Source organism: Xanthobacter pseudotagetidis, assembly GCF_043194795.2.
Lineage (GTDB): Bacteria > Pseudomonadota > Alphaproteobacteria > Rhizobiales > Xanthobacteraceae > Xanthobacter > Xanthobacter tagetidis_A.
The window spans coordinates 3064597-3089237 of the sequence record NZ_CM195534.1 but is presented as its reverse complement, the minus strand read 5'-3'; the positions used below and the strand labels follow the sequence as shown (position 1 = coordinate 3089237).

Here is a 24641-nt window from a genome sequence, read left to right as displayed (position 1 = left end):
GATCAACTCTTTGTCAGGAAACGAGGCGCCCCATGTCGCCCTTGCCATCGTCGTCGCCCTTTCGCGGGTCCTTCACCGCCCTCGTCACCCCGTTCCGCGACGGCGTCCTCGATGAGAAGGCGTTCCGCGGCCTCGTGGACTGGCAGATCGCCGAGGGGACGCATGGCCTCGTGCCGGTGGGAACCACGGGCGAGAGTCCCACCGTCTCCCATGCCGAGCACAATCTGGTGGTGGAATGGGCGGTCGAGCAGGCTGCCGGGCGCGTGCCGGTGATCGCCGGCGCCGGCTCCAACAACACCGCTGAGGCCATCGCGCTCGCCGAGCACGCCCAGAAGGTGGGCGCGAGCGCGCTGCTGGTGGTGACGCCCTATTACAACAAGCCCACCCAGGAAGGGCTCTACCGCCATTTCAAGGCCATCGCCGACGCGGTGGACCTGCCGATCTTCATCTACAACATCCCGAGCCGCTCGGTGATCGACATGTCGGTGGAGACCATGGCGCGGCTGTTCGAGATCAAGAACATCGCCGGGGTCAAGGACGCCACCGCCAACATGGCCCGGGTCTCGCTGCAGCGGCAGGTGCTGGGCGAGGGCTTCATCCAGCTCTCGGGCGAGGACGCCACCGCGCTCGGCTTCATGGCCCATGGCGGCCAGGGCTGCATCTCCGTGACCTCCAACGTCGCGCCGCGCCTGTGCTCGGAATTCCAGACCGCCTGCCTCGCCGGCGACTTCAGGAGGGCGCTGGCGATCCAGGATCAGCTGATGCCGCTGCACACGGCGCTGTTCATCGAGACCAACCCGGCGCCCACCAAGTATGCGCTCTCGCTGCTGGGCAAGATGAGCGACGAGGTGCGCCTGCCCATGGTGCCGGTGTCCGAGAGCACGCAGGCGGTGGTGCGCAGCGCCATGGTGCATGCCGGCCTCATCAACTGAGGCGGCGTCTGGTATGCTTGGACTATGGTCAAGCTGCTGGACGAAGCCATCGCCGAAATCCGCAAGCTGCCCGACGCGGAGCAGGACCGCGCGGCCGAGCTTCTGCTCGATCTCGCGCGGCGCGGGCGGCTACGAACTGACGCCGGAGCAGGTGAAGCGCATCAGGCTCGGCCTTGCCCAGGCGCATCGCCGCGCATTTGCCGACCCTGCGGAAGTCGAGGACATCTGGCGGCGGTTTGACCTTTGGAGATCCGGTTCACGCCGGTCGCCAAGGGGGATCTCGATCAGGCTCTCGCTCATGTGCGCCGGCATTCGCCGGCCGGCGCACGCAACACCAGCCGGGCGTTGCGACATGCCATAGACCTTCTTTGCTCGTTCCCCCTGATGGACAGGGCAGGTTTCATTCCCGACGCGCGCGAGGTGCTCGTCAACGGCTACCCCTACATTTCGTGTCGATCCGGAAGCCGGCGAGCTCGTCATCGTCTCGATCGTGCACACCGCCCGCCGCCGTCCCTGACCCACACGCCCCTTGCCGCTTGCTTCGGCGCGGCCGTGCGACCACATTCCCCACCATGAGCAGCAAGAAGACCGAAGCGCCGCGCAAGATCGCCGCCGACAACAGGCGGGCGCGGTTCGACTATGAGATCGGCGAGGTGTTCGAGGCTGGGATCGCGCTGACCGGCACCGAGGTGAAGAGCCTGCGCACCGGCAAGGCCACCATCGGCGAGAGCTATGCCGCCCAGAAGTCCGGCGAGATGTGGCTCTACAACGCCTACATCCCGGAATACCTGGAGGCCAACCGCTTCAACCACGAGACCCGGAGGCCCCGGAAGCTGCTGCTGCACAAGCGGCAGATCAGCAAGCTCGGCCATGCGGTGGAGCGCGAGGGCATGACGGTGGTGCCGCTGAAGATCTACTTCAACGACCGCGGCCGCGCGAAGGTGGAGATCGCCATCGCCCGCGGCCGCAAGAGCCACGACAAGCGCGAGGCGCTGAAGGAGAAGTCGTGGGAGCGGGACAAGGCGCGCCTGATGCGCGATCGCGGCTAGGAAGGGCGGAGGGATGGCGCTGCCGGTTTCATTCGACCATTGCGTCGTCCATGTGAGCGATTTCTCGGTCTCGAACCCGTTCTACCGGGACGTGCTCGGCGCCGAGGTGGTCCGGACGCCCACCGGCGGCTTCGCCTATCGCTTCGGCGCGCGGCAGCTCAACCTGCACGGGCCCGGCGTTGAGGCGACGCCGGTGGCGCGGCTCCCGGTCGCGCCCGGCAACAGCGACCTGTGCTTCCGCTGGGACGGCCCCATCGCCGACGCCGTCGCCCATCTCGCGCGCCACGGCATCGTGCCGGAGCTGGGGCCGGTCGCGCGCTTCGGCGCCGGTGGCACCGGCACCAGCGTCTATTTCCGCGATCCCGACGGGTCGCTGCTCGAATTCATCTCCTACGGGAGCCCATCATGAGCGCGTTCCAGACCCTTCCCGACGGCCTGCCGGCCCCCGAGGACGACGGCGCCGCCGTCCACTTGCCCGGACTCGAGCTGCCCATCATCCGCCTGCCGGCGACCGACGGGCGGGTGGTGGACCTGTCCGGTCTTTCCGGCCTTGCGGTGGTCTATGTCTATCCGCGCACCGGCGTGCCGGGCGAGCCGCTGCCGACCGGATGGGACGATATCCCGGGCGCCCGCGGCTGCACGCCCCAGGCCTGCTCCTTCCGCGACCATTTCGATCTGCTGCGTTCGGCGGGCGCCGATCACGTGTTCGGCCTCTCGGTCCAGGAGACGCCGGTGCAGAAGGAGGTGGCGGAGCGGCTGCACTTGCCGTTCCCGCTGCTCTCCGACGCGCGGCACGAGCTTGCCCATGCCATCCGCCTGCCCATGTTCGAGGTGGAGGGGATGCGGCTCCTGAAGCGCATCACGCTCATCATCAACGAAGGCGCGATCTCGCACGTCTTCTATCCGGTGTTTCCGCCGGACAAGAGCGCGGCCGACGTGCTCGCCCACCTTCAGGGGGCGGCGTCGAGATAGGTCCGCGCGGCGGCGAAGACGGCGTGGAACATCGCCGGTGTCAGCACGCCGGTATTGGTGTTGTAGCGCGAGCAGTGATAGCTCGCGATGACGCGCCGCCCGCCCGCCACGCCCTCGGCGCCATGGCCGAACTTCAGGTGCGCGGGGCGGGCGCCCAGCGCCAGAACCGTTGAATCGTGGGCGATCTTGCCCAGCGTCACGATGGCCTGGAGATGCGCCATCTCGGCGATCGCCGCGCCGAGGAACGGCCGGCAGGTGCGGATCTCCTCCGGCGTCGGCTTGTTCTGCGGCGGCACGCAGCGCACGGCGTTGACGATGCGCGCGTCCTTCAGCGCCAGGCCGTCGTCGGGGGTCGCGCCGTAGCGGCCTTCGGCGAAGCCGAACGCGAGCAGCGTCGAGTAGAGCAGGTCGCCGGCGAAATCGCCGGTGAAGGGCCGTCCCGTGCGGTTGGCGCCGCGCAGGCCCGGCGCGAGGCCGACGATCAGCAGCCGTGCCGAGAGCGGGCCGAAACCCGGCACCGGCGCGTTGTGCCATGAGGGCTCCAGCGCGCGCCATTCGTGCCGGAAGGCGGCGAGGCGCGGGCACAGGGGGCAGTCGTGGTCCGGCTCACTGGTTGGGGAAGGGGAGGGGGCCGCCGAAGCGGCCATCACAGGTCGCCGTTCTCGGTCGCGGGCGAGCCGCGGCGCTCCAGGAAGCGCGGGGTCTCCTGCATGCGTCCGGCGCGCTCGCCGGGATCGCGGCCGATCTTGGGCTGAAGCTCCACGAGATCGATGAACACGTCCGCCTGGCGGCGCAGGTCGTCGGCGATCAGCGGCGGCTGTGTGGAGATGGTGGAGACCACCGAGACCCGCACGCCCTTGCGCTGCAGCGCCTCCACCAGCGAGCGGAAGTCGCCGTCGCCGGAGAACAGCACGATATGGTCCACGTGCTCGGCCAGCTCCATGGCGTCGACGGCGATCTCGATGTCCATGTTGCCGCGCACCCGGCGGCGGCCCTGGGCGTCGGTGAACTCGCGGGCGAGCTTCGTCACCACCGCGTAGCCGTTATAGTCGAGCCAGTCGAGAAGCGGGCGGATGGAGGAGTATTCCTGGTCCTCGATCAGAGTCGTGTAGTAGAACGCGCGCAAAAGGTAGCCGCGGCTCTGGAATTCTTTGAGGAGGCGCTTGTAGTCGATGTCGAAACCGAGCGCCTTGGTAGCCGAGTAAAGATTTGCGCCGTCGATGAGGAGAGCGATCTTCTCAGTGCCCTGCATACAAATATCCGCCGCTGGAAGAGGTTGGGGCGTAACGATAGAGCGACTTTAAAATATGCCGTCCGCCGCCTTTCTCCGACGAAGGGCGTTGCAACGCAAGCGAAATCAAGAGCGCTCTTGCCGGAAGTGGTGAATTGCTGTATCGCACGCTCTTCCCTGAGCCCATCCGGCGTTGGCCCTGGTCGCTGGCGCATGAAGGAGTGACGAGCCCATGGCCCGTGTCACCGTGGAAGATTGCATCGACAAGGTGGACAACCGCTTCGAGCTGGTCTTGCTCGCGGCCCACCGCGCCCGCATGGTCTCCTCCGGCGCGCCCATCACGGTCGAGCGCGACAACGACAAGAACCCGGTGGTGGCGCTGCGCGAGATCGCCGACGAGACGGTGAGCCCCGAGGATCTTCTGGAAGACCTCATCCACTCGCTGCAGAAGTACACCGAGGTGGACGAGCCCGAGCCCGAGGCGGTGCCCATGATCACCTCTGGTGAGGGCCTCGGCGACGACGACGTGCAGATGGACCGCATGACCGAGCAGGAGCTGCTGGCCGGCCTGCAGGGCCTCGTGCCGCCCGAGCACACCGACGACGACGAGGGCTGAGCGGCCCGCGCGTTCCGTCATTGAGAAGAACAAAAACGGCCGGGTTTAAGCCCGGCCGTTTTTGTTTGCGTGCCCCTGTCACGCCCGTCTCATTCCGCCCGCCGCAGCACGAAGACGAGCCCTCCTTCGGCCCGCTCCTGGTGCTCCAGCACGTGGCCGCTCTCCCGGACGAAGTGGGGGATGTCGATGGCCGCCATGGGGTCGGTGCAGACGAGGCGCACCCGCCCGCCCGGCGGCAGGGCGGCCAGCGCCTTGCGGGCGCGCAGCACCGGCAGGGGGCACTTCAGCCCCCTGAGGTCCAGGTCGAGGTCCGGCGACGGCGCGCCGTCGCCCCGCTTGCTCACACCGCCTGGTCCTTGAGGCGCGCGAGGCTCTCGTCGCGGCCAAGCACCGTCAGCACGTCGAAGATGGGCGGCGAGGTGCTCTTGCCGGTCAGGGCGGCACGCAGCGGCTGCGCCACCGCGCCGAGCTTCACACCGGCGCCTTCCGCATACTGGCGCACCGCCGCCTCGGTGCCGGCCGCCGTCCACTCGGCCGCCTCCAGCCGCGGCAGGAGCTTGCCGAGATGCGCCCGGCCATCGGCGGTGAGCAGAGCGGCCGCCTTCTCGTCCAGCGGGATCGGCCGCTCGACGAAGATGAACTCCGCGTTGTCCAGCAGCTCCACCACCGTCTTCGCCCGCTCCTTCAGCCCAGGCATGGCCGCGGCGAGCTGGGAGCGGCGCTCGGGCGTCATCCGGGCGAGGCGGTGGGCGGCGTCCGGCAGGTGCGGCACCAGCGCATCGATGGCCGCGAGCAGGTCGGCATCGGAGGCGGCGCGCATGTAGTGGCCGTTGAGGTTTTCCAGCTTCTGGAAGTCGAAGCGCGCTGCCGAGCGGCCCACCTTGGCGAGATCGAAATAGTCGATCATCTCCTTCGTGGAGAACACCTCCTGGTCGCCGTGGCTCCAGCCGAGGCGCACCAGGTAGTTGCGCAGCGCCGCCGGCAGGTAGCCCATGTCGCGATAGGCATCGACGCCGAGCGCGCCGTGGCGCTTGGAGAGCTTCGCCCCGTCCGGCCCGTGGATCAGCGGGATGTGCGCCATGCGGGGCACGTCCCAGCCGAGCGCGCGGTAGATCTGGGTCTGGCGGGCGGCGTTGGTGAGGTGGTCGTCGCCGCGGATGATGTTGGTGACGCCCATGTCGTGGTCGTCCACCACCACCGCCAGCATGTAGGTGGGGGTGCCGTCCGAGCGCAGCAGCACCAGGTCGTCCAGGTCCTTGTTGGGGAAGGTCACGGTGCCCTGCACCATGTCCTCGATCACGGTCTCGCCCGCCTGCGGCGCGCGCAGGCGGATGACCGGGGCGCGGTCCTTCGGCCCCTCGGCCGGATCGCGGTCGCGCCAGCGCCCGTCATAGCGCGGCGGGCGGCCCTCCTTGCGGGCGAGCTCGCGCATCTCGTCGAGCTCCTCCGGCGTCGCCCAGCAGCGATAGGCATTGCCCTTCGCCAGCATCTCCTCCACCGCCTCGCGGTGCCGCGCGGCGCGGGCGAACTGGTAGATCGGCTCGCCGTCCCAGGTGATGCCGAGCCAGTCGAGCCCTGCGATGATGGCGTCGATGGCCTCCTTGGTGGAGCGCTGGCGGTCGGTATCCTCGATCCGCAGCAGCATCTTGCCGCCGGTATGCCGCGCATAGAGCCAGTTGAACAAAGCCGTCCGCGCGCCGCCGATGTGGAGGAAGCCCGTGGGGGAGGGGGCGAAGCGGGTCACGATCTCGGACATGGCGTCTCGGGAAACCTCTGGGGGACGAAGGACGGCGGGTTTAGGCGGGCCGCGCGAAGCGCCCGGACAGCCGCGCGTTGGGAGCTGTTCGCGGGTCGCCCCTGTAGCACAGGAGCGGCGGCAGGCATATGGCCGCGGCTCCGTGGCGCCCGCGCGGAGGAGCGGAGGCGCAGCGCGACTGGGAGGGCCGCGGCGGCGCGTCCGCTTGCCGAGGGTGTGGCGCGGGTCTTTCAACCTGTGCGATCATGACGGCGCGGGCGTTTTCAGGTCCGGGGACCGGCCGATGGGGCAGGGGATGGAGGCGGGGAGGCGGCGGGCCGGCGGACGCACCGCGGCGGCGGGTGCCGTTCTGCCGCTGCCGGGCGAAAGCGTGCTGCGCCCGGCGCCCGGCCGCGCGGGCGCGCTCGTGGATGCGCTCGGGGCCCGCATCGCCGGCGATGCCGCAGCGGAGATGCGGTCCGGCCGGCTGATCCTGTGGCTGCCGGCGGCGTTCGCGGCGGGCATCCTGCTTTATTTCGGCGCCGACCAGGAGCCGTCCCTCGTGGCGTCGGGCGTTCTGGTGGCGGCGCTCGCGGCGGGCGCCGCCGCCGCGCGCGCACGGCCGCTCCTGCTGGCGCTGCTTCTGGCGCTGCTTGCGGTTGCCGCGGGCTTTTCCGTCGCCGGGCTGCGCACCGCGCTGATCGCCCACGGGGTGACGGCGCCGCCGAGCTTCCCGGTGCGGCTCGCGGGCCACGTGGAGCGGGTGGAGCGCCGTGCCAAGGGCGACCGCATCCTGCTGCGGCTCGACGGCCGGCCGGCGCGCGGCCTCGACCGTCCGCCGGACCTGGTGCGGCTCACCTTGCGCAAGGGCTGGGCACCGGCCGTGGGCACGCCGGTGACGCAGCTGGCCCAATTGCTGCCGCCGCTCGGGCCGGCCATGCCCGGCGCGCACGATTTCGGACGCGGCCCGTGGTTCGACGGCATCGGCGCGGTGGGCTACGGCCTCGGCCGGCCGAAGCCGGCGCCGGATATCGGCCCGCCGCCGCCTTCCGTGCGCTTCGCCACCGCCGTCGACGCCATGCGCCAGGACCTCTCCGCCCGCATCCGCGCGGTGATCGGCGGAACGCCGGCGGAGATCGCCGTGGCGCTGGTGGCCGGCGACCGCTCCGCCATTCCCGAGCGGGTGGAGGAGGGCATGCGGGTGTCCGGCCTCACCCACATCCTGTCCATATCGGGCCTGCACATGGCGCTGGTGATGGGGACGCTGTTCGCGGCCGCGCGGGCGCTGCTGGCGCTGGTGCCGCCGCTCGCGCTCTCCTGGCCCATCAAATCCATGGCCGCCGCCGTCGCGCTTGCGGGCGGCGCCTTCTATCTCGTCCTGTCGGGCAACGACGTGCCGGCGCAGCGCTCCTTCGTGATGGCGGCGCTGGTGCTGGCGGGGGTCGCGGCCGGCCGCCCCGCGCTCACGCTGCGCACCGTCGCGGTGGCGGCGGTGCTGGTGCTGGCGCTCTCCCCCGAGGCGGCGCTGGAGCCGGGCACGCAGATGTCGTTCGCGGCGACGCTGGCTCTGGTGGCGGCCTACGAGCAACTGCGGCCGCTGCGCGCTCTGCCGCGGGCGGAGGGATGGGTTACCCGCGCTGCGATCATGCTGTGCGTGTTCTTCGCCGGCATCGCGCTGACCTCGCTGGTGGCGGGCCTCGCCACCGCGCCTTACGGCGCCTTCCACTTCCAGCGGCTCGCGCCCTACGGGCTGCTGGCGAACCTCGCCGCCATGCCGGCGGTGTCGCTGGTGGTGATGCCGGCGGGCCTCGCCGGCGTGCTTCTGCTGCCGCTCGGCTGGGACAGTCTCGCCTGGCCGGTGATGGGATTCGGCATCGAGATCATGCTCGCCGCGTCCGACTGGGTGGCGGCGCTGCCGGGCGCCGACCAGCGGGTCGGCGTCATGGGAGCGGCCAGCCTGTCATGCGTGAGCCTCGCGCTGCTGTGCCTGTGCCTGCTGCGCGGCGCGCTGCGCGCGCTCGCTCTGGCACCGCTGGCGCTGGCGGTGATTGTCGCGCCCGCGCCGTTCCGCCCGGAAATCCTCATCGCGCCCAACGGCGAGACGGTGGCGGTGCGGGCCGCCGACGGGCGGCTGTCGGTCATCGGCGCGCGCGCCCACCGCCTGATCGCCGAGCAATGGCTGACGCGCGAGGGCGACCGGCGCAGCGCCGACGACCCGGCGCTCGCCGCGGCCTTCGCCTGCGACCCCACGGGCTGCGTCGCGCCGCTGCCGAGCGGTGGCGCCATCGCCGTGTCGCGCCGCGCCGAAGGCCTGGCGGCCGATTGCCTGACAGCCCGCATCGTCGTCACCCGCGATGCGGCGCCACATGCGTGCCCGGCGCGGGTGATCACGCCGGCGATCCTGGAGCGCACCGGGACGCTGGCCTTCCTGCCTCAGGCGGGAGCGGATGCGGCGCGCGCCGGCACGGACTGGCATGAGGAGGGGCGCCGGCCCGAGATTCGACGCGGCGGCGCAATCCCGGACCCGGAGATCTCGGAAGCCGGCATGGACACCGCCGCACACGGCATGCGCAGCGCGGATCGGGATCAAACCGGCGAGGCCCTGCCGGCGGGCGAGGAGGCGGGCGGCCCCGATTCGCCGGTACCCGATCGCCAGGCACGATCTCCCGCGCAGGACGGTCCCCCGCAGGATGGCCTGAACCCTCCATCCTCCGCATCGGAGCAGCACCCTGGCCGCCGCGCGCCCGCCGCGCGGGATGACCTGAACCGTCCGGTCCCCGTGCCGGAGCCGGAAACGGCACCGATGATCGCCCCGCTGCAGCAGCGGGGCCCCCTCGCCTGGGTAGCCCTGAAAGCGGTCCCGACCCGGCCGGCTTCGCTTCACCGCCCCTGGATGCCGGTCCTGCCGGCGCTCAGTCAGGAGGACGCCGCCGATGACCTCGATCTCGAAGCCCTGGCAGCGGATGCGGCGGACCCGCGCTGAGGCCATGGGGCGCACCAGCGCCGAGGGCGCGATTCGACGTCTCAGCCTTTTCCCGGCTTTGCCGCGCCGACGGGCCGCCGCCGATCCATTTCCGGACACGGCATCGCGTCCACACATCGCGTCCAGTCATCGCATCGAGACATCGCGCGCCGAGCGCCGGCGCTCGGCTCAATAGCGGCGCATCAGCCCCACGAGGCGGCCCTGGATGCGGACGCGGTCGGGGCCGAAAATGCGTGTCTCGTAGGCCGGATTCGCCGCCTCCAGGGCGATGGAGGCCCCCTTCTTGCGTAGGCGCTTCAGGGTCGCCTCCTCGTCGTCCACCAACGCGACGACGATGTCGCCGGTGTCGGCGCTGTCGCAGCGGCGGATCAGGACCGTGTCGCCGTCGAGGATGCCGGCCTCGATCATGCTGTCGCCGCGCACCTCCAGGGCGAAATGCTCGCCGGAGCCCAGCATCTCGGGGGGAATGTTGAGGTTGTGGCTGCGCGACTGGATGGCGGAGATGGGCGTGCCGGCGGCGATCCGGCCCATGACCGGCACGGCGACGCTCTGGCCGCCGCCGTCCTCGTCCTCGGCCACCGGGCGCACCTTGCCGAGGCTGCCTTCGATCACGGCCGGTGAAAAGCCGCGCCCGCCGCGCGCTGCGGCGAGGCCCGGCGCCACGCTGTCCGGCAGCCGCACCACTTCCAGCGCCCGCGCCCGGTTCGGCAGGCGGCGGATGAAGCCACGCTCCTCCAATGCGGTGATGAGGCGGTGGATGCCCGACTTGGAGCGGAGATCCAGCGCCTCCTTCATCTCGTCGAAGGAGGGGGGTACCCCGGTTTCCTTGAGGCGCTCATGAATGAACCGAAGCAGGTCATATTGCTTTCGCGTCAGCATTCTTCGCCCCCGTGCCGCTTGCCCGCCGGCCGTGGGCACCCCTTGCCCATCCCGCCGGTCCGTCCCCGCCGCCGCAACGGAGGGAAGAAACAAATCATGAACAACTACTATCTGTTCCTTTTGTGTTCCGCAAGTAGTGAAGATGACGTAAAGGCGGCCACGCGGGTCGCTCAGTCCTGGAACAGGATCACCTGGCAGGGCGTCCCCGCGCTGGCGGCGGGCGCGTCGGCATCGCGGACGAGCAGCGCGTCGGCCGCCGCGAGCACCGAGAGCAGGGAACTGTCCTGGACCGGCAGCGGCGTCGCGAGCAGGCCGCCGGCGCCGTCGTCAGAGAGCGTCGCGCGCATGAAGTCCATGCGCCAGTCATTGGCCGGCATGTCGCAGCCGAGCCGGGCCGGAACGGTGCGGTAGGTCGGCGCGGTCTCGCCCTGAAGCGCGCGGATCAAGGGCGCCAGGAACAGCATCCCGCAGACGTGCGACGACACCGGGTTGCCGGGCAGGCCGAGCACCCGCAACGCGCCGCGCCGGCCGAACATCAGCGGCTTTCCGGGGCGCAGCGCGATCTTGTGCACCTCGAGCTCAACCTGCTCGGCCTTCAGCGCCGGAGCCATCAGATCGTGGTCGCCCACCGAGGCGCCGCCGGAGGAGACCAGGATGTCGACGCCCCCATCCATGGCCTGGCGGATGGCGGCGCGGATGGCGGCGAGGTCGTCCCGCACCACGCCGAGGTCCATCACCTCGGCGCCGGCGGCCCGGGCCAGGGCGGCGAGGCCGAACGAGTTGGAGACCACGATCTCGCTGTCGGCGCCGGTGCCGCGGCCCGGCATCACCAGCTCGTCCCCGGTCTGTACCAGCGCCACGCGCGGGCGCCGCGCGACGGGGATCTCGGCGTGATCCATGGCGGCGGCGAGCATCATGTCGCGCGCGGTGATCCGGTGGCCGGCCGAAAGTCCCGGCGCGCCCTTCGCGAAGTCACAGCCGGCCTTGCGGACATTGCGCAGGGCGGCGGTGGGCGCGGTGGTGGTCATCAGGTCGCCGTCGCGGGCGGTGTTCTCCTGGATCACCACCGTGTCGGTGCCCTCGGGCAGCACCGCGCCGGTGAAGATGCGCGTGCATTCGCCCGGCCCCACCGCGCCCGCGAACGGCCGCCCGGCGGCGGATTCGCCGATCACCCGGAGCCGGGAAGGGGTCTCGACGATGTCGGCGGCGCGCACAGCGTAGCCGTCCATGGCCGACATGTCGGCCGGCGGCTGGGACCGGTTCGCCAGAAGGTCGCGGGCGAGCACCCGGCCGGCGGCGGCGGCGACCGGCACCCATTCCTCGGCCAGCGGCTCCACCGGGCCGGCGACCAGGCTCAGGGCCTCAGCAACGCTCATGAGTGCCATGGGAGATGCCTCGCGGGTCAGAGCGGTTCGGCGCGGAAGTGGCCGCTGCGCCCGCCGGATTTCTCGATCAGCCGCACGCCTTCGATCCGCATGGCGCGGTCGACCGCCTTGGCCATGTCGTAGACCGTGAGGGCCGCCACCGAGACCGCCGTCAGCGCCTCCATCTCGACGCCGGTCTGGCCGGAGGTCTTCACCCGCGCGGTGATGCGCAGGCCGGGCAAAGCGGGATCGGGCGCAAGCTCCACCTCCACCTTGGAGAGCATGAGGGGGTGGCAGAGCGGAATCAGCTCATGGGTGCGCTTGGCGGCCATGATGCCGGCAAGCCGCGCCGCGCCGAGCACGTCGCCCTTCTTGGCGTTGCCGGAGAGAATGAGCTCCAGGGCCTCGCGCGCCATGGCCACATGGCCCTCCGCCACCGCCTCGCGGTCGGTCACCGCCTTGTCGGAGACGTCCACCATGCGGGCGGCGCCCTGGGCGTCGAGGTGGGTCAGAGCGGGTTTGGTGGGCGCGGTCATGGCGTCGCGGCGGTTCCTCTGCTGCCGATGCGGCAGGAATCGCCTCCGCCCGGCGGCGCGCAGTCTAGGCGGAGCGGCGACGGGAGGATAGCAGCCGGGCGCCCTGACGCGCCCGGATGGCGGGATCAGCGCGGACGAAAGGCGCCCGGGAGGCGAGCGCCGTTCAGCGCAGGCGGGTCCAGGTCTGCGTCTTGCAGAGCGGGGCGACGACGCAGCCGCGCAGCTTCAGGGTGTCGTCGCCGTCGAGGGTGATGGAGCCGGAATAGGTCTTGCCGTCCTCGGCATTGTAGATGCTGCCGCCGCTCCATTCCTTCGGGCCGCCCGAGAAGCCGCTCATGATGGTGAGGTTCCTCAGCGCCCGCCCGCGCTGCGCGGCGTTGGAATTGGCGGTGTCCTTGAGGTTGGGATCGGCCTTCAGCCCCTCCGAGGACACGAGGCGCCCGCAGAGGGCGGCGCCGCATCTGTAGATTTCCACCTGGCCGCCGCGCGATGCGGTCTGCCACAGGCCCGTGGGCTCGGCCGCCAGGGCGGGCGAGGCGAGCCAAGCAGGGGCGACGAGGAGGGCGGCGAGCGCCGCCACGCCCGGCGACACCTTGGAGCGGATGTTTCGCATGAACTTTCCTCCCGATGAGCACGGCCTCTGCGGGCCGTCTCCCCTATTAAGGAGGAAATTGACGTATGCGGCAATATCAGGCGTTGAGCAGGAATGACGTCGCCGATGCGACATCCTCCTGCCGCATGAGGCTTTCCCCCACCAGGATGGTGCCGATCCCCACCCCGGCGAGGCGCGCCACGTCGGCGGGCGCGAAGATGCCGCTCTCGCCGATGACGATGCGGTCCTTGGGAACGCGCGGGGCGAGGCGCTCGCTGGTGGCGAGGTCGGTCTCGAAGGTGCGCAGGTTGCGGTTGTTGATGCCGATGAGCTTCGAGGGCAGCTTCAGCGCCCGCTCCAGCTCCGCGTCGTCGTGCACCTCGAGAATGGAGTCCATCCCGAGGCCGGCCGCCGCCTCGGCGAGGTCGAGCGCGAGCGCGTCGTCCACGCCCGCCATGATGACGAGGATGCAGTCCGCGCCCCAGGCGCGCGCCTCCACCACCTGGTAGGTGTCGTACATGAAGTCCTTGCGCAGCACCGGCAGGCGGGTGGCGGCCCGTGCCTCCTTCAGGTAGTCCGGCGCGCCCTGGAAGGATGGGGTGTCGGTGAGCACCGAGAGGCAGGTGGCGCCGCCCAGCTGGTAGGCGCGCGCCAGCGCCGGCGGGTCGAAATCGGCGCGGATGAGGCCCTTGGACGGGCTCGCCTTCTTGATCTCGGCGATGAGCGCGGTACGCCCTTCCGCCAGGGTCGCGGCGATGGCGCCGGCGAACGGGCGCACGTGGGGGGCGCTCTGCGCCGCCGCCTCCATGGCCGCCAGCGGCCGGCAGCGCTTGGCGCAGGCGATCTCCTCGCGCTTGTAGGCCTCGATGCGGGTCAGGATGTCGCTCATCGTCCGCCCTCCGGGGCGAGGGCGGAGGAGACCTCCACCAGCTTCTCGAGCCGGGCCCGGGCGGCGCCTTCGTCGAGGCTCAAGCGGGCGAGGGCGACGCCCTCCTTCAGGTCGGCGGCCCGGCCGGCGACGAACAGCGCCGCCGCGGCGTTGAACAGCGCCACGTCGCGATAGGCGCCCGGCGCCCCTGCGAGCACCGCGCGCAGGGCTTCGGCATTGTGCGCCGCGTCCCCGCCCTTCAGCGCCTCTGCCGGCGCGCGGTCGAGGCCCACGTCCTCCGGAGCGATCTCGAAGGTGCGGATGCGGCCGTCCTCCAGGGCCGCCACGTCTGTGGAGCCGGAGATGGTGATCTCGTCGAGCCCGTCCGAGCCGTGCACCACGAAGGCGCGTTCCGAGCCCAGCTCCCTCAGCACCTCGGCGAGCGGGACGATCCAGGACTTGGCGAACACGCCCACCATCTGGCGCTTGACGCCGGCCGGATTCGAGAGCGGGCCGAGCAGGTTGAAGATGGTGCGGGTGCCGAGCTCCACCCGCGCCGGGCCCACATGCTTCATGGCCGGATGGTGAGATGGCGCGAACATGAAACCGATGCCGGCCTCGGCGATGCAGCGGGCGATGCCGGCGGGATCGAGGTCGATGCGCACGCCGAGCGCGCTGAGCACGTCCGCCGCGCCGGACTTTGAGGACAGCGCGCGGTTGCCGTGCTTGGCCACCGGCACCCCGGCGCCGGCGACGATGAACGAGGCGCAGGTGGAGATGTTGTAGGAACCGGAGGCATCGCCCCCCGTGCCCACCACGTCCACCGCGCCCTCGGGCGCCGCCACGGGCAGCATCTTGGCGCGCATCACCGCGACCGCGCCGGTGATCTCCTCCACGGTCTCCCCGCGCACCCTGAGCCCCATGAGCAGGGCGCCGATCTGCGACGGCGTGGCCTCGCCCGACATCATCCGGTCGAACACGTAGGACGCCTCCTCGCGCGAGAGGCTCGCGCCGGTCGCGACCTTGCCGAGGAGAGGCTTGAACTGGTCCATGGCTGGTCCTCAGCGGTTGGTCGGCGCGCGGCGCGTCCGCTCGGCGGCGACCCTCTCCCCGGCGGGGAGAGGGCAGGGTGAGGGGAAACGCAGCCGGGCAGGGAGGAGCAAGCTCCCCCGCTGCGCCGTCCCCTCACCCCATCCCTCTTCGCGCCGGGGAGAGGGGGCGGGCGGCACGGAGGATGCGGCGATACTGGCGCTCATGTCCTGCCCTTGCGCGCGTTGAAGTCGGCGGCGAGGTCGAGGAAGTTCTTGATCAGCGCGTGCCCGTTCTCCGAGGCGATGCTCTCCGGATGGAACTGCACGCCATGGATCGGCAGGCTCTTGTGGGCGAGGCCCATGATGAGGCCGTCCGCGGTCTCGGCGGTCACCTCCAGCGCGTCCGGCAGGCTCTCGCGCTCGACGATGAGCGAATGGTAGCGCGTCGCCTGGAAGGCGCGGTTGAGGCCGCGGAACACGCTTTTTCCCTGGTGGTGGATCTCGCTCATCTTGCCGTGCATGGGCGAGGGCGCGCGCACCACGTCGCCGCCGAACACCTGGCCGATGGCCTGGTGGCCGAGGCACACGCCGAAGATCGGCACCTTGTCCCCCGCCTTGGCGATGAGGTCGAGGCAGATGCCCGCCTCATTGGGAGTGCAGGGGCCGGGGGACAGCACGATGGCGTCCGGCTTCTCGGCCAGCACGTCCTCGACCGAGACCTTGTCGTTGCGGTGCACGGTGACGGTGGCGCCGAGCTCGCCCAGATAGTGCACGAGGTTGTAGGTGAAGCTGTCGTAATTATCGATCAGCGTGACGGTGGTCATGATGGCTCCAGGCCCGAGGTTCTCGGGAAATCCGGGCGGTTAAAGCGCCTCCCGGCGGTCGGGGTCAAGCAAAGGCGGCAAGCGGGTTCAGCGCGCGCCGCACCATCGCCCGTCCGGCAGGCCGAGGGCTGCGAGCGGCCGCGCCGCATGCACCGTCTGAAGCCGGACCCTGACCATGGAGCGTTCTCGTACCTCGCCAGAGCACGCACCCATCAGCTTGCAACGCAAGCTGATCGGATCGCGCGTTGTCTCTCATTCAGTTAGAGGGCGATTTACCGATCAAATTGTTTCAATTTGATCGGATCGCGCTCCAGGCGCGGGCGGAGGCCCGGCGCCGGATGGGGACAGTAGGACAAGGACGGCGGCGAGAAAAGCGCCGCCGCCCGCGGGTTCACTGCCCCCGCTTCGACCGGGCGGCGAAGCGCACCGCCTCCTCGCCGGCGCGGAACAGGGCCTTGGCCTTGTTCACGCACTCCTGCTGCTCGCTTTGCGGCACGCTGTCATAGACGATGCCGGCGCCGGCCTGGACGTACATGCGCCCGTCCTTGACGATGGCGGTGCGCAGCACGATGCAGGTGTCCATCTCGCCGTTGGCGCCGAAATAGCCGATGGCGCCGGCATAGATGCCGCGCTTGTCCTTCTCCAGCTCGTCGATGATCTCCATGGCCCGCACCTTGGGCGCGCCGGAGACGGTGCCGGCCGGGAAGCCCGCGGCGAGCGCGTCGATCACGTCGAAGCGGCGGTCCACCGCGCCCTCGACGTTGGAGACGATGTGCATCACCTGGCTGTAGCGCTCGATGAAGAAGCTGTCGGTGACCTTCACCGTGCCCACCTGCGCCACCCGGCCGACGTCGTTGCGGCCGAGGTCGAGCAGCATCAGGTGCTCGGCCCGCTCCTTGGCGTCGGCGAGCAGCTCGGCGGCGAGCGCCTCGTCCTCGGCGTGGGTGGCGCCGCGCCGGCGCGTGCCGGCGATCGGGCGGATGGTGACGATGCCGCCGCGCAGCCGCACCAGGATCTCGGGGGAGGAGCACACCACCGAGAAGCCGTCGAAGTTCAGATAGACCAGGAACGGCGCCGGGTTGACGCGCCGGAGCGCCCGGTAGAGCGCGAACGGCGGCAGCGCGAACGGACTCTCGAAGCGCTGCGACAGCACCACCTGAAAGATGTCGCCGGCGCGGATATAGTCCTTGGCCTGCTCCACCATGGCGCAGAATTCCGCCTCCGAGGTGTTGGAGGTGGCGGCCACTTCGCCGTGGAACGGGTCGGGAGCGGGGTGGGCGATGGCGCGCTCCAGGCCCTCGACCACCTGCTCCAGCCGGTCGAGCGCCGCCTCATAGGCCGCCTGCGGCGTCACGCCCGGGGCCGGGCGCACCGGGGTGACGGCGGTGAGCTCGTCCTTCACCGCGTCGAACACGATCATGATGGTGGGGCGGATCAGCAGTGCCTCGGGCACGCCGATGGGATCGGGCTTGGCCGGAGCCAGCTTCTCCATCTGCCGCACCATGTCGTAGCCGAGATAGCCGAACACGCCGGCCGCCATGGGCGGCGCGCCCTCCGGCAGGTCGATGGCGCTTTCGGCGATCAGCGCCCTGAGCGCCTCCAGCGGCTTGCCGGGGCAGGGCGCGAAGGCGGCCTTGTCCGTGTCCGGCGTGCGGTTGATCTCGGCGGTGTCGCCCGAGGCGCGGAAGATGAGGTCGGGCTTCAGCCCGATCATGGAGTAGCGCCCGCGCGTCTCGCCGCCCTCGACGGATTCCAGCAGGAACGCGTTGGGCGTGTCGCCGGCGATCTTCAGGAAGGCGGAGACGGGGGTCTCCAGGTCGGCCACCAGGGTGGTCGAGACCACCTGGGCCTCCCCCTTCAGGTAGCGGCTCGCGAACAGCTCGAAGTCCGTGGGGGCGTTCATGGCGGGCCTCAGATTCCCGCCCCGCCGCCCACCGACTGGGAGAGCACACGCTGGTTGACGGTGACGCCGAGCTGCTGCTGGAGCGCGCCGAGATACTGGACCAGGAGATCGTTCTCCATCTGCGCCGAAAGCTGGGCCGCGACCTGCTGATCCTGCGGCCCCTCCGGCGGCACGGTGATCTTCGACACCTGGAACACGATCCGGTCCGGCGCCTCGGCCGCCGCCACCATGCCGACGCCGCCTTCCTTGGCGGCGAACACCTCGGCGATCGCCTCGACCGAGAAGGGCGGTGCGGCGCGGCCGCGCTGGAGGCCTTCGGCCACCTTCAGCGGCAGGTCGGCGCCGCCCGCCACCTGGGCGAGGGCGGTGCCGGACTTGGCTTGGTCGAACAGGGCCTGCGCCTTCGTCTCCACCGCCTTGGCGACGGCCTCCTCCCGGGCGCGCGCCTCGACCTGCGGGCGCGCCTCGTCGAACGTGCGGTCGCGGGCGGGGATGATGGCGTCGGTCTGGAACCAGACGAAGCCGCCATTGCCCGGCAGCTGGATGGTGTCGGTCTCGACTCCCGGCTGGCTGGCGAAGGCGCCGGCGACCACCTCGGTGCGGGCAGGAATGTCCACCTCCTTGCCGTCCGGCGCGCGGCCGGAGCGATCCACCGCGTCGATCACGGCGAGATTGAGCGAGAGCTTCTTGGCGATCTCGCCGAGCGTCGAGCCCGAGGCGCGCTCGTCCTCGATGGCGTCGTGCTGGTCGAGCAGCTCGCGGCGCGCCTTGGCGAGCGCCAGCTCCGTCTCGATCTCGCCCTTCACCTCGTCGAAAGGCTTGCGGCTCGCGGGCTCTGCGCGGGTCACGTTGACGAGCGCGAAGCCGAACCGGCCCTCGATCGGCGCGCCGGTGCTGCCGGGCTCGATCAGGAACGCCACCTCGGCGATCTTGGGATCGAGGATGGAGGCCTTGGTGACGAGGCCGAGGTCCGTGTCGGAGGGCTTCAGTCCGCGCTCGGCGGCGATGTCGGAGAAGCTTGCGCCGGCCTTGATCTTGTCGGCGGCGGCCGCGGCATCCTCGGCCTTGGAGAACACGATCTGGCGCACCTCGCGCCGCTCGGGGGTGCCGAAGCGCACCTGCTCGCGGTCATAGACCGCGCGGGCATCCTCCTCGCCGATCTTGATGTGGGCGGCGAGCGCGTCCGGCGTCAGGGCCAGCACCGAGACCTTGCGGTATTCCGGCGCCCGGAAGGTGATCTTGTGGGCTTCGTAGAATGCGCGCAGCTCATCCTCGGTGGGGGCGGGCAGGGCGCCCACCGCATCGGCGGTCACGAGGATATAGGCCGCGTCGCGCGCCTCGCTCTCGTAGCGGTGCACCGCGTCCACCAGGACGGAGGGCACGGCGAGGCCGGTGCCGAGCGACTGGATCATCTGGTCGCGCAGCATGCGCGCGCGCTCCATCTGCACGAAGCGCGGCTCGGTCAGGCTGTTCGAGCGCAGGAGCTGGGCGAAGTAAGCGGGATCGAACGCGCTCGCGCCCGGCCGGCGATAGGCCGGGTTGGCGGCGACGGCGTCAGCCACCTGCTGGTCGCTCACCGCGAGGCCGAGGCGCTTGGCTTCCGCGCTGAGCGTCGCGTCGGCGATCATCTGGTTGAGAACCTGGCGGTCGAGGCCGATGGCGCGCGCCTGCTCGGGCGAGAGGCCGCGGCCGGTCTGGCGGCCGATCTGCTGCACCTGCTCCAGGTAGCGCGCGCGGAAATCGTTGGCCGAGATGTCGGTGCCGCCGACGCTCGCGACCGTGCTGTTGCCGAATCCGCGGAACACGTCGGCGATGCCCCAGACCGCGAAGGAGAGCATGAGCACCACGAGAAAGATCTTGGCGATCCAGCCGGAAGCGCCCTTGCGGAGTGTCTGAAGTGCCATCGTCCGTTCTTTGAAAAGCATGCGCCGGGGGCCGGCGCTCAAGGGCGCGCATCATAGGGATGGGGTCCGGCGCCCGCAACGGCGCGCCGTCCCGGGGCCCGCGAAGGGTCCTTGGACCTGCCTTGAGCCCCGAATTCGCTGCGGAAACGGGGATAAAAGGCCGCTTGGCGCGCCGCCGGCGGGTCTGCTAGGTGGCGGGAGAGCCAATGTCCGGAGGAAACTCATGCCCGCGTCCCGCCGCCCCCTGATCGCCGGCAACTGGAAGATGAACGGGCTGAAAGCCTCGGCCGGCGAGCTGGCGGCGATCGCCGAGGGCTACGACGCGGCGCTGCGCGCCCGCATCGATCTCCTGGTCTGCCCTCCGGCGACGCTCCTCGCCGGCTTCTCGGCGCAGGTCGCCGGCGCGGCGCTGATGCTGGGCGGGCAGGACTGCCACCCCATGGCTTCCGGAGCCCACACCGGCGACATCTCGGCCGAGATGCTGAAGGATGCGGGCGCGGGCGCCGTCATCGTCGGCCATTCCGAGCGCCGGGCCGATCACGGCGAGGGCGACGCGGTGGTGATGGCGAAGGCCAAGGCGGCCTGGCGCGCCGGTCTCCTTGCCATCGTCTGCGTCGGCGAGAGCCTTCAGGAGCGGGAGGCGGGCGAGGCGGCCCCGGTGGTGACGCGTCAGGTGCGCCAGTCGATCCCGGAAGGCGCTGCCGCGGCTAATCTCGTCGTCGCCTACGAGCCGATCTGGGCCATCGGCACCGGCCGGACGCCCACGGTCGCGGACGTGGCGCAGATCCACGGCACCATCCGCCGCGTGCTGGGCGAGCGATTCGGTGCCGAGGGAGCGGGGATTCGCATCCTCTATGGCGGCTCGGTGAAGCCGGACAACGCCGCGACGCTGCTCGCCACCGCCGACGTGGACGGCGCCCTGGTGGGCGGCGCGAGCCTGAAGGCCGCGGATTTCCTGGCGATCGCCCGGGCGGTGCTCTGAGGGGATCGCCGGGGCTGGCCGGCGACGCGGACCAAAGGACACCCGACGAAAGGCGGGGGCGGCAGGGCCGCCCCCCGTCTTCAGAACGACACGAGCCCGATAAGCTGGCGGATCAGGCTCAGCTCCTCGCCGCTGGTGGGCGTGGTCTGCGACACGAAGTCGAACACCTTGCCGTCCTTCAGGCCGTACTGGGCGATGCGGGTGACGCGCCGGTTCTTGTCGAAATAGACCGCGAGCACCTTCTGGTCGACCACCTCCGGCTTGAGGAACGCCACCTTCTTGGTGGTCTGCGAGATGTAATAAAATACCTCGCCGTTCACGGTGGCGACGGTGGAGGGCGTGCCGAGCACGAGCAGCACCTGCTCCTGGCTCGAGCCGACGGGAATCTGCTCAAGCGCGCCGTCGGCCAGCACATAGCCGCGCTGATAGGTGCGGGTGATGCCCGAGATGGAGGTGCCGGCGCCGGTGTTGCCGCAGCCGGAAAGCGTCGCGAGGCCCAGCATCAGCGCCGCGCCGAAGCTCCAGCGCCGCGCCCGCGGCGCGCCGCCGTTCCGCCAATCCGCCGCCGCCGCTTTCACCTGAGAGCCCACGCGCATTCCCTTCGATCCTCCACGTCTTCGGAGCGGGCCGAGGCCCGCCGGCCTTGCGCGTGCCCTGTGACCGCGCTACGCCGCTCGGCCAGAGGTGCGTACACCACTAATCCTGACCGACCCTTAAGAGCAATGTTCAACCTTTTCCGCCCCGCCGGGACCCGGCGCACCATCGAGCGCCTCTACGGCGGGATCGTGGCGCAGTCGCGGCATCCCCACTTCTATGCCGGCCTCGGCGTGCCCGACACGCGCGAGGGGCGGTTCGAGATGCTCGTGCTCCACACCGTGCTCGTCTGCCGGCGCCTCAAGGACGGCCGCGAGGCCGAGCGCGCCTTGTCGCAGGACGTGTTCGACGCCTTCCTCGCCGACATGGACGCCGCCTTGCGCGAGATGGGCGTCGGCGACCTCACGGTGCCGAAGCGCATGAAGAAGATCGGCGCCGCCTTCTACGGCCGCGCCGCCGCTTATGACGAGGCGCTCGGCGACCCCGACGACGCCGTCCTTGCAGCCGCGCTCGCCCGCAATATCCTGGATGGCGCGGCGGGGGAGGGCGCCGGGGCGCCGCTCGCGCTCGCCCGCTATGTGCGGCGCGCCGCCGCAAGTCTCGAACGCACGCCCTTCGATGTCCTGGCACGCGGCGAGATCGCCCTGCCGGCGCCGGCGGCGGCGGAGGATCAGCAATGACGGACACCCCTTCCGCCTCCGGCCCCCTCACCCGTGTCGTCCCGGTGGTGGAGCTGCCGCCCGCCGGCATCGACGTGACGCTGGAGCCGGACGAGGCGCAGCGCGACGCGCTGGCCCGCCATGTGGGCGCGCTCGCGCTGCCGACCTTCAAGGCGGTGCTCCACCTCGCTGCCGAGAAGGGGGAGGGGGTTCACGTCACCGGACGGCTGGAGGCGAGCGTGCGCCAGACCTGCGGCGTGACGCTGGAGCCCTTCGACGCGCCGCTCGCCGAGGAGATCGACGTGCACTTCGTTCCGGCCGGCACGCCGGTTCCGGAAGAGGAGGAAGGCGAGGAGTTCGACCCGCCCGACGAGATCGTCGGCGGCGCCATCGATGTCGGCGCGCTCGCGGCCGAGTTCCTTGCGCTCGGCATCGATCCCTATCCGCGCAAGCCCGGCGCCGTGTTCGAGCCGCCGGCGGAGCCGGACGGCGCCGCCTCGCCCTTCTCCGCCCTCGCCCGTCTCAAGGATCGCCCGTGACGCGCGCAAAGTGTTGCGAAGAGGCATCAAGCCGCTATTGTCCGCGCGCCCGAACGCCGGCCGAGGCGCGTTCGCCGATTCCGTCAGCGGGCGGCGCGGCGCTTCGCCCGCTCCCGTCTCGCGGGAATGGCGCGCGGTGAGCGCGCGTCGGTTTCGCCCCGGAGCGCCTCCGCGCCGGTTCCCATGTCTCCGAGGCCAGAGTCTGGCGGAAGCGCTGCACAGATGAGCCAAGTCCGCATCGCCATCGACGCCATGGGCGGCGACCACGGTCCCGGGACCGTGCTCGCCGGCGCGGAGATCGCGCTCGGGCGGCACCCCGACGCGGCGTTCATCCTTTACGGGGACCAGGCGCGCATCGCCGAGGTGCTGAAGGCGCATCCCAAGCTCGCGGCGGCCTCCCGCATCGTCCACACCGAGGTGGTGGTGGGCATGGACGACAAGCCGAGCATCGCCTTGCGGCGCGGGCGCTACAAATCCTCCATGTGGCGCGCCATCGATGCGGTGAAGCACAAGGAGGCGGATGCCGCCGTCTCCGCCGGCAACACCGGCGCGCTCATGGCCATGGCCAATTTCAACCTGCGCACCATGCCGGGCATCTCGCGCCCCGCCATCGCCGCCCTCTGGCCGACACTGCGCGGCGAGACCGTGGTCCTGGACGTGGGCGCCTCCATCGGCGCCACCGCCAAGAGCCTGGTGGAGATGGCGCTCATGGGCTCCGCCATGGCCCGGGTGCTGTTCGACCTGGAGAGCCCCACCGTGGGCCTGCTCAACATCGGCGTCGAGGAGATCAAGGGCGTCGAGGAGGTGCGTGAGGCCGGTCGCATCCTCAAGGACGACCACCTGCCGGTGAACTATCACGGCTTCGTCGAGGGCAACGACATCGGCGCCGGCACGGTTGACGTGGTCGTCACCGAGGGCTTCGCTGGCAACATCGCCCTGAAGACCGCCGAGGGTACCGCCAAGCAGCTGGCCGGCTACCTGCGCGCCGCCATGGGTCGGACGCTGCGCGCCAAGCTCGGCTACCTGCTGGCGCGCGACGCCTTCCAGGTGCTGCGGGAGAAGATGGACCCCGGCCGCGCCAATGGCGGCGTGTTCCTCGGCCTCAACGGCCTCGTCATCAAGAGCCATGGCGGCGCGGACGCGCAGGGCTTCGCCTCGGCCGTGGACCTCGCCTATGACCTCGTGCGCCACGAGCTTCTGGCGCGCATCGAGAAGAACCTCGTCAACCGCCTCCCGCCGGCCGCGCCGGGCGAGGCGTCCGAACCTGCCGAGGCGGAAGGACAATCGTGAGCGGCATCAGGTCCGTGGCCCGGGGCGTCGGGTCCTATCTCCCGGAGAACATCGTCACCAACGCGGAACTGGCCGTCCGCGTCGACACGTCCGACGAATGGATCGTCCAGCGCACCGGCATCCGCCAGCGGCACGTGGCGGCGCCGGGCGAGTTCACCTCGCACCTGGGCCTGAAGGCGGCCGAGCGCGCGCTGGCCAACGCTGGGCTGGCTGCGGCCGACATCGACCTGATCGTGCTCGCCACCTCGACGCCGGACCAGACCTTCCCGGCCACCTCGGTCACCATCCAGGCCGAGCTCGGCATCACCCGCGGCGCCGCGTTCGACGTGCAGGCGGTCTGCTCGGGCTTCGTGTTCGCGCTCGCCACCGCCGACGCCTACCTGAAGACCGGCGCCTTCCAGCGCGCGCTCGTGATCGGCGCCGAGACCTTCTCGCGCATCCTCGACTGGGAGGACCGCGGCACCTGCGTGCTGTTCGGCGACGGCGCCGGCGCCGTGGTGCTGGAGGCGGTGGATGTCGACGACGCCAAGGGGCTGGGCGTCCTCACCACCCACCTGCGCTCGGACGGGCGCCACCGCTCCAAGCTCTATGTGGACGGCGGCCCGTCCAGCACCGGCACGGTGGGGCATCTGCGCATGGAGGGCAGGGAGGTCTTCAAGCATGCGGTGGGCATGATCACCGACGTGATCGTCGACGCCTTCGCCGCCACCGGCGAGAGCGCCGAGAGCATCGACTGGTTCGTGCCGCACCAGGCCAACCGGCGCATCATCGATGCCAGCGCGCAGAAGCTCGGCATCGCGCCGGAAAAGGTGGTGACCACCGTGGATCTTCACGGCAATACCTCTGCCGCGTCCATCCCGCTGGCGCTCGACGTGGCGGTGCGCGACGGCCGGGTGAAGCGGGGCGATCTCGTCCTGCTCGAAGCCATGGGCGGCGGCTTCACCTGGGGTTCGGCGCTGCTGCGTTGGTAGTCGATGCCTTAATTGCGTTGACCTTCCTCGCCCGGGGCGGCTAATTTGCGGGAGGACGCCTTTTTCCCGAGCTTTGACCTCGGCCAAGGTCGTGCGGCTGGCTTTCCGTCACAAGGGTAAATTGTACCTGCTACACATTGAGGGGAGAGGTCGAGCCTTTGGCGTGGTGCCGCCGAAGGTGGACGGT

At 70.8% G+C, this 24641-nt stretch carries 25 protein-coding genes; 11 read left to right on the top strand and 14 right to left on the bottom strand.

The window, feature by feature from the left end; genetic code table 11:
- The first annotated feature begins 32 nt into the window (after positions 1–32).
- The 4 genes from dapA to V5F67_RS14145 all read left to right on the top strand — a co-directional run bounded on the left by dapA (position 33) and on the right by V5F67_RS14145 (position 2953).
- On the top strand, positions 33–932 hold the full coding sequence (gene dapA, locus V5F67_RS14160) for a 4-hydroxy-tetrahydrodipicolinate synthase (protein WP_394017151.1): 900 nt from the start codon (positions 33–35) through the stop codon (positions 930–932).
- 572 nt (positions 933–1504) lie between these two features.
- The gene (gene smpB, locus V5F67_RS14155; RefSeq protein WP_394017152.1) at positions 1505–1981 is read left to right on the top strand and encodes an SsrA-binding protein SmpB; all 477 of its coding nucleotides are present in this window, start codon (positions 1505–1507) and stop codon (positions 1979–1981) included.
- Between the two features lie 13 nt (positions 1982–1994).
- The gene (locus tag V5F67_RS14150) at positions 1995–2390 is read left to right on the top strand and encodes a VOC family protein (protein ID WP_394017153.1); all 396 of its coding nucleotides are present in this window, start codon (positions 1995–1997) and stop codon (positions 2388–2390) included.
- The gene (locus tag V5F67_RS14145; protein ID WP_394017154.1) at positions 2387–2953 is read left to right on the top strand and encodes a peroxiredoxin; all 567 of its coding nucleotides are present in this window, start codon (positions 2387–2389) and stop codon (positions 2951–2953) included. Before V5F67_RS14150 ends, V5F67_RS14145 begins: the two co-directional genes overlap by 4 nt.
- On the opposite strand, the gene V5F67_RS14140 is transcribed toward V5F67_RS14145, so the two are convergent.
- Both V5F67_RS14140 and V5F67_RS14135 read right to left on the bottom strand, forming a co-directional pair.
- Positions 2932–3600 carry a uracil-DNA glycosylase gene (locus V5F67_RS14140; RefSeq protein WP_394017155.1) on the bottom strand — a complete coding sequence of 223 codons (669 nt, stop codon included), beginning with the start codon at positions 3598–3600 and terminating at the stop codon, positions 2932–2934. The two genes, V5F67_RS14145 and V5F67_RS14140, sit on opposite strands and share 22 nt — an antisense overlap.
- Positions 3600–4205, bottom strand: coding sequence for a LabA-like NYN domain-containing protein (locus tag V5F67_RS14135; protein WP_394017156.1), 606 nt, complete (start codon positions 4203–4205; stop codon positions 3600–3602). Before V5F67_RS14135 ends, V5F67_RS14140 begins: the two co-directional genes overlap by 1 nt.
- Positions 4206–4416: 211 nt before the next feature.
- On the opposite strand from V5F67_RS14135, the gene rpoZ reads away from it, so the two are divergent.
- Entirely contained in the window at positions 4417–4800 is a 384-nt protein-coding gene (gene rpoZ, locus V5F67_RS14130; protein WP_394017157.1) for a DNA-directed RNA polymerase subunit omega, read from the top strand.
- An 89-nt stretch (positions 4801–4889) separates the two neighbouring features.
- Here the strand turns inward: rpoZ and V5F67_RS14125 are convergent, their stop codons facing one another.
- Positions 4890–5144 carry a sulfurtransferase TusA family protein gene (locus V5F67_RS14125; protein WP_394017158.1) on the bottom strand — a complete coding sequence of 85 codons (255 nt, stop codon included), beginning with the start codon at positions 5142–5144 and terminating at the stop codon, positions 4890–4892.
- Complete coding sequence (gltX, locus tag V5F67_RS14120) at positions 5141–6556, bottom strand: glutamate--tRNA ligase (protein WP_394017159.1); 1416 nt, start codon at positions 6554–6556, stop codon at positions 5141–5143. The genes V5F67_RS14125 and gltX overlap by 4 nt, the downstream gene beginning before the upstream one ends.
- 283 nt (positions 6557–6839) lie before the next feature.
- Here gltX and V5F67_RS14115 point away from each other — a divergent pair, with 283 nt between their 5' ends.
- On the top strand, positions 6840–9518 hold the full coding sequence (locus V5F67_RS14115) for a ComEC/Rec2 family competence protein (RefSeq protein WP_394017160.1): 2679 nt from the start codon (positions 6840–6842) through the stop codon (positions 9516–9518).
- A 168-nt stretch (positions 9519–9686) separates the two neighbouring features.
- Here the strand turns inward: V5F67_RS14115 and lexA are convergent, their stop codons facing one another.
- The 9 genes from lexA to V5F67_RS14070 form a co-directional block, all read right to left on the bottom strand.
- Positions 9687–10397, bottom strand: a complete 711-nt coding sequence (lexA, locus tag V5F67_RS14110) for a transcriptional repressor LexA (RefSeq protein ID WP_394017161.1) — start codon at positions 10395–10397, stop codon at positions 9687–9689.
- A 170-nt stretch (positions 10398–10567) separates the two neighbouring features.
- A complete protein-coding gene (locus V5F67_RS14105; protein ID WP_394017162.1) occupies positions 10568–11782 on the bottom strand; it encodes a molybdopterin molybdotransferase MoeA in 1215 nt (404 codons plus the stop codon).
- Positions 11783–11799: 17 nt separating this feature from the next.
- Entirely contained in the window at positions 11800–12297 is a 498-nt protein-coding gene (gene moaC, locus V5F67_RS14100) for a cyclic pyranopterin monophosphate synthase MoaC (RefSeq protein ID WP_394017163.1), read from the bottom strand.
- A 163-nt stretch (positions 12298–12460) separates the two neighbouring features.
- Positions 12461–12910 (bottom strand): DUF2147 domain-containing protein, encoded by a 450-nt coding sequence (locus V5F67_RS14095; protein WP_394017164.1) that lies wholly within the window; start codon positions 12908–12910, stop codon positions 12461–12463.
- A 76-nt stretch (positions 12911–12986) separates the two neighbouring features.
- A complete protein-coding gene (trpC, locus tag V5F67_RS14090) occupies positions 12987–13778 on the bottom strand; it encodes an indole-3-glycerol phosphate synthase TrpC (RefSeq protein ID WP_394017165.1) in 792 nt (263 codons plus the stop codon).
- Positions 13775–14809, bottom strand: coding sequence for an anthranilate phosphoribosyltransferase (gene trpD, locus V5F67_RS14085; protein ID WP_394017166.1), 1035 nt, complete (start codon positions 14807–14809; stop codon positions 13775–13777). Before trpD ends, trpC begins: the two co-directional genes overlap by 4 nt.
- 200 nt (positions 14810–15009) lie before the next feature.
- On the bottom strand, positions 15010–15612 hold the full coding sequence (locus V5F67_RS14080; protein WP_394017167.1) for an anthranilate synthase component II: 603 nt from the start codon (positions 15610–15612) through the stop codon (positions 15010–15012).
- Positions 15613–16003: 391 nt separating this feature from the next.
- Entirely contained in the window at positions 16004–17515 is a 1512-nt protein-coding gene (gene trpE / locus V5F67_RS14075) for an anthranilate synthase component I (RefSeq protein ID WP_394017168.1), read from the bottom strand.
- 8 nt (positions 17516–17523) lie between these two features.
- A complete protein-coding gene (locus tag V5F67_RS14070; protein WP_394017169.1) occupies positions 17524–19419 on the bottom strand; it encodes a peptidylprolyl isomerase in 1896 nt (631 codons plus the stop codon).
- Between the two features lie 223 nt (positions 19420–19642).
- On the opposite strand from V5F67_RS14070, the gene tpiA reads away from it, so the two are divergent.
- Positions 19643–20401 carry a triose-phosphate isomerase gene (gene tpiA, locus V5F67_RS14065; RefSeq protein WP_394017170.1) on the top strand — a complete coding sequence of 253 codons (759 nt, stop codon included), beginning with the start codon at positions 19643–19645 and terminating at the stop codon, positions 20399–20401.
- An 80-nt stretch (positions 20402–20481) separates the two neighbouring features.
- Here tpiA and V5F67_RS14060 read toward each other — a convergent pair whose 3' ends face one another.
- The gene (locus V5F67_RS14060) at positions 20482–20997 is read right to left on the bottom strand and encodes an outer membrane protein assembly factor BamE (protein WP_394017171.1); all 516 of its coding nucleotides are present in this window, start codon (positions 20995–20997) and stop codon (positions 20482–20484) included.
- A gap of 126 nt (positions 20998–21123) precedes the next feature.
- On the opposite strand from V5F67_RS14060, the gene V5F67_RS14055 reads away from it, so the two are divergent.
- The 4 genes from V5F67_RS14055 (at position 21124) to V5F67_RS14040 (ending at position 24454) form a co-directional block, all read left to right on the top strand.
- Positions 21124–21675 (top strand): ubiquinol-cytochrome C chaperone family protein, encoded by a 552-nt coding sequence (locus V5F67_RS14055; RefSeq protein WP_394017172.1) that lies wholly within the window; start codon positions 21124–21126, stop codon positions 21673–21675.
- The gene (locus V5F67_RS14050; protein ID WP_394017173.1) at positions 21672–22193 is read left to right on the top strand and encodes a YceD family protein; all 522 of its coding nucleotides are present in this window, start codon (positions 21672–21674) and stop codon (positions 22191–22193) included. Before V5F67_RS14055 ends, V5F67_RS14050 begins: the two co-directional genes overlap by 4 nt.
- Before the next feature lie 222 nt (positions 22194–22415).
- Complete coding sequence (gene plsX / locus V5F67_RS14045; RefSeq protein WP_394017174.1) at positions 22416–23483, top strand: phosphate acyltransferase PlsX; 1068 nt, start codon at positions 22416–22418, stop codon at positions 23481–23483.
- The gene (locus tag V5F67_RS14040; RefSeq protein ID WP_394017175.1) at positions 23480–24454 is read left to right on the top strand and encodes a beta-ketoacyl-ACP synthase III; all 975 of its coding nucleotides are present in this window, start codon (positions 23480–23482) and stop codon (positions 24452–24454) included. The genes plsX and V5F67_RS14040 overlap by 4 nt, the downstream gene beginning before the upstream one ends.
- Positions 24455–24641 lie beyond the last annotated feature (187 nt).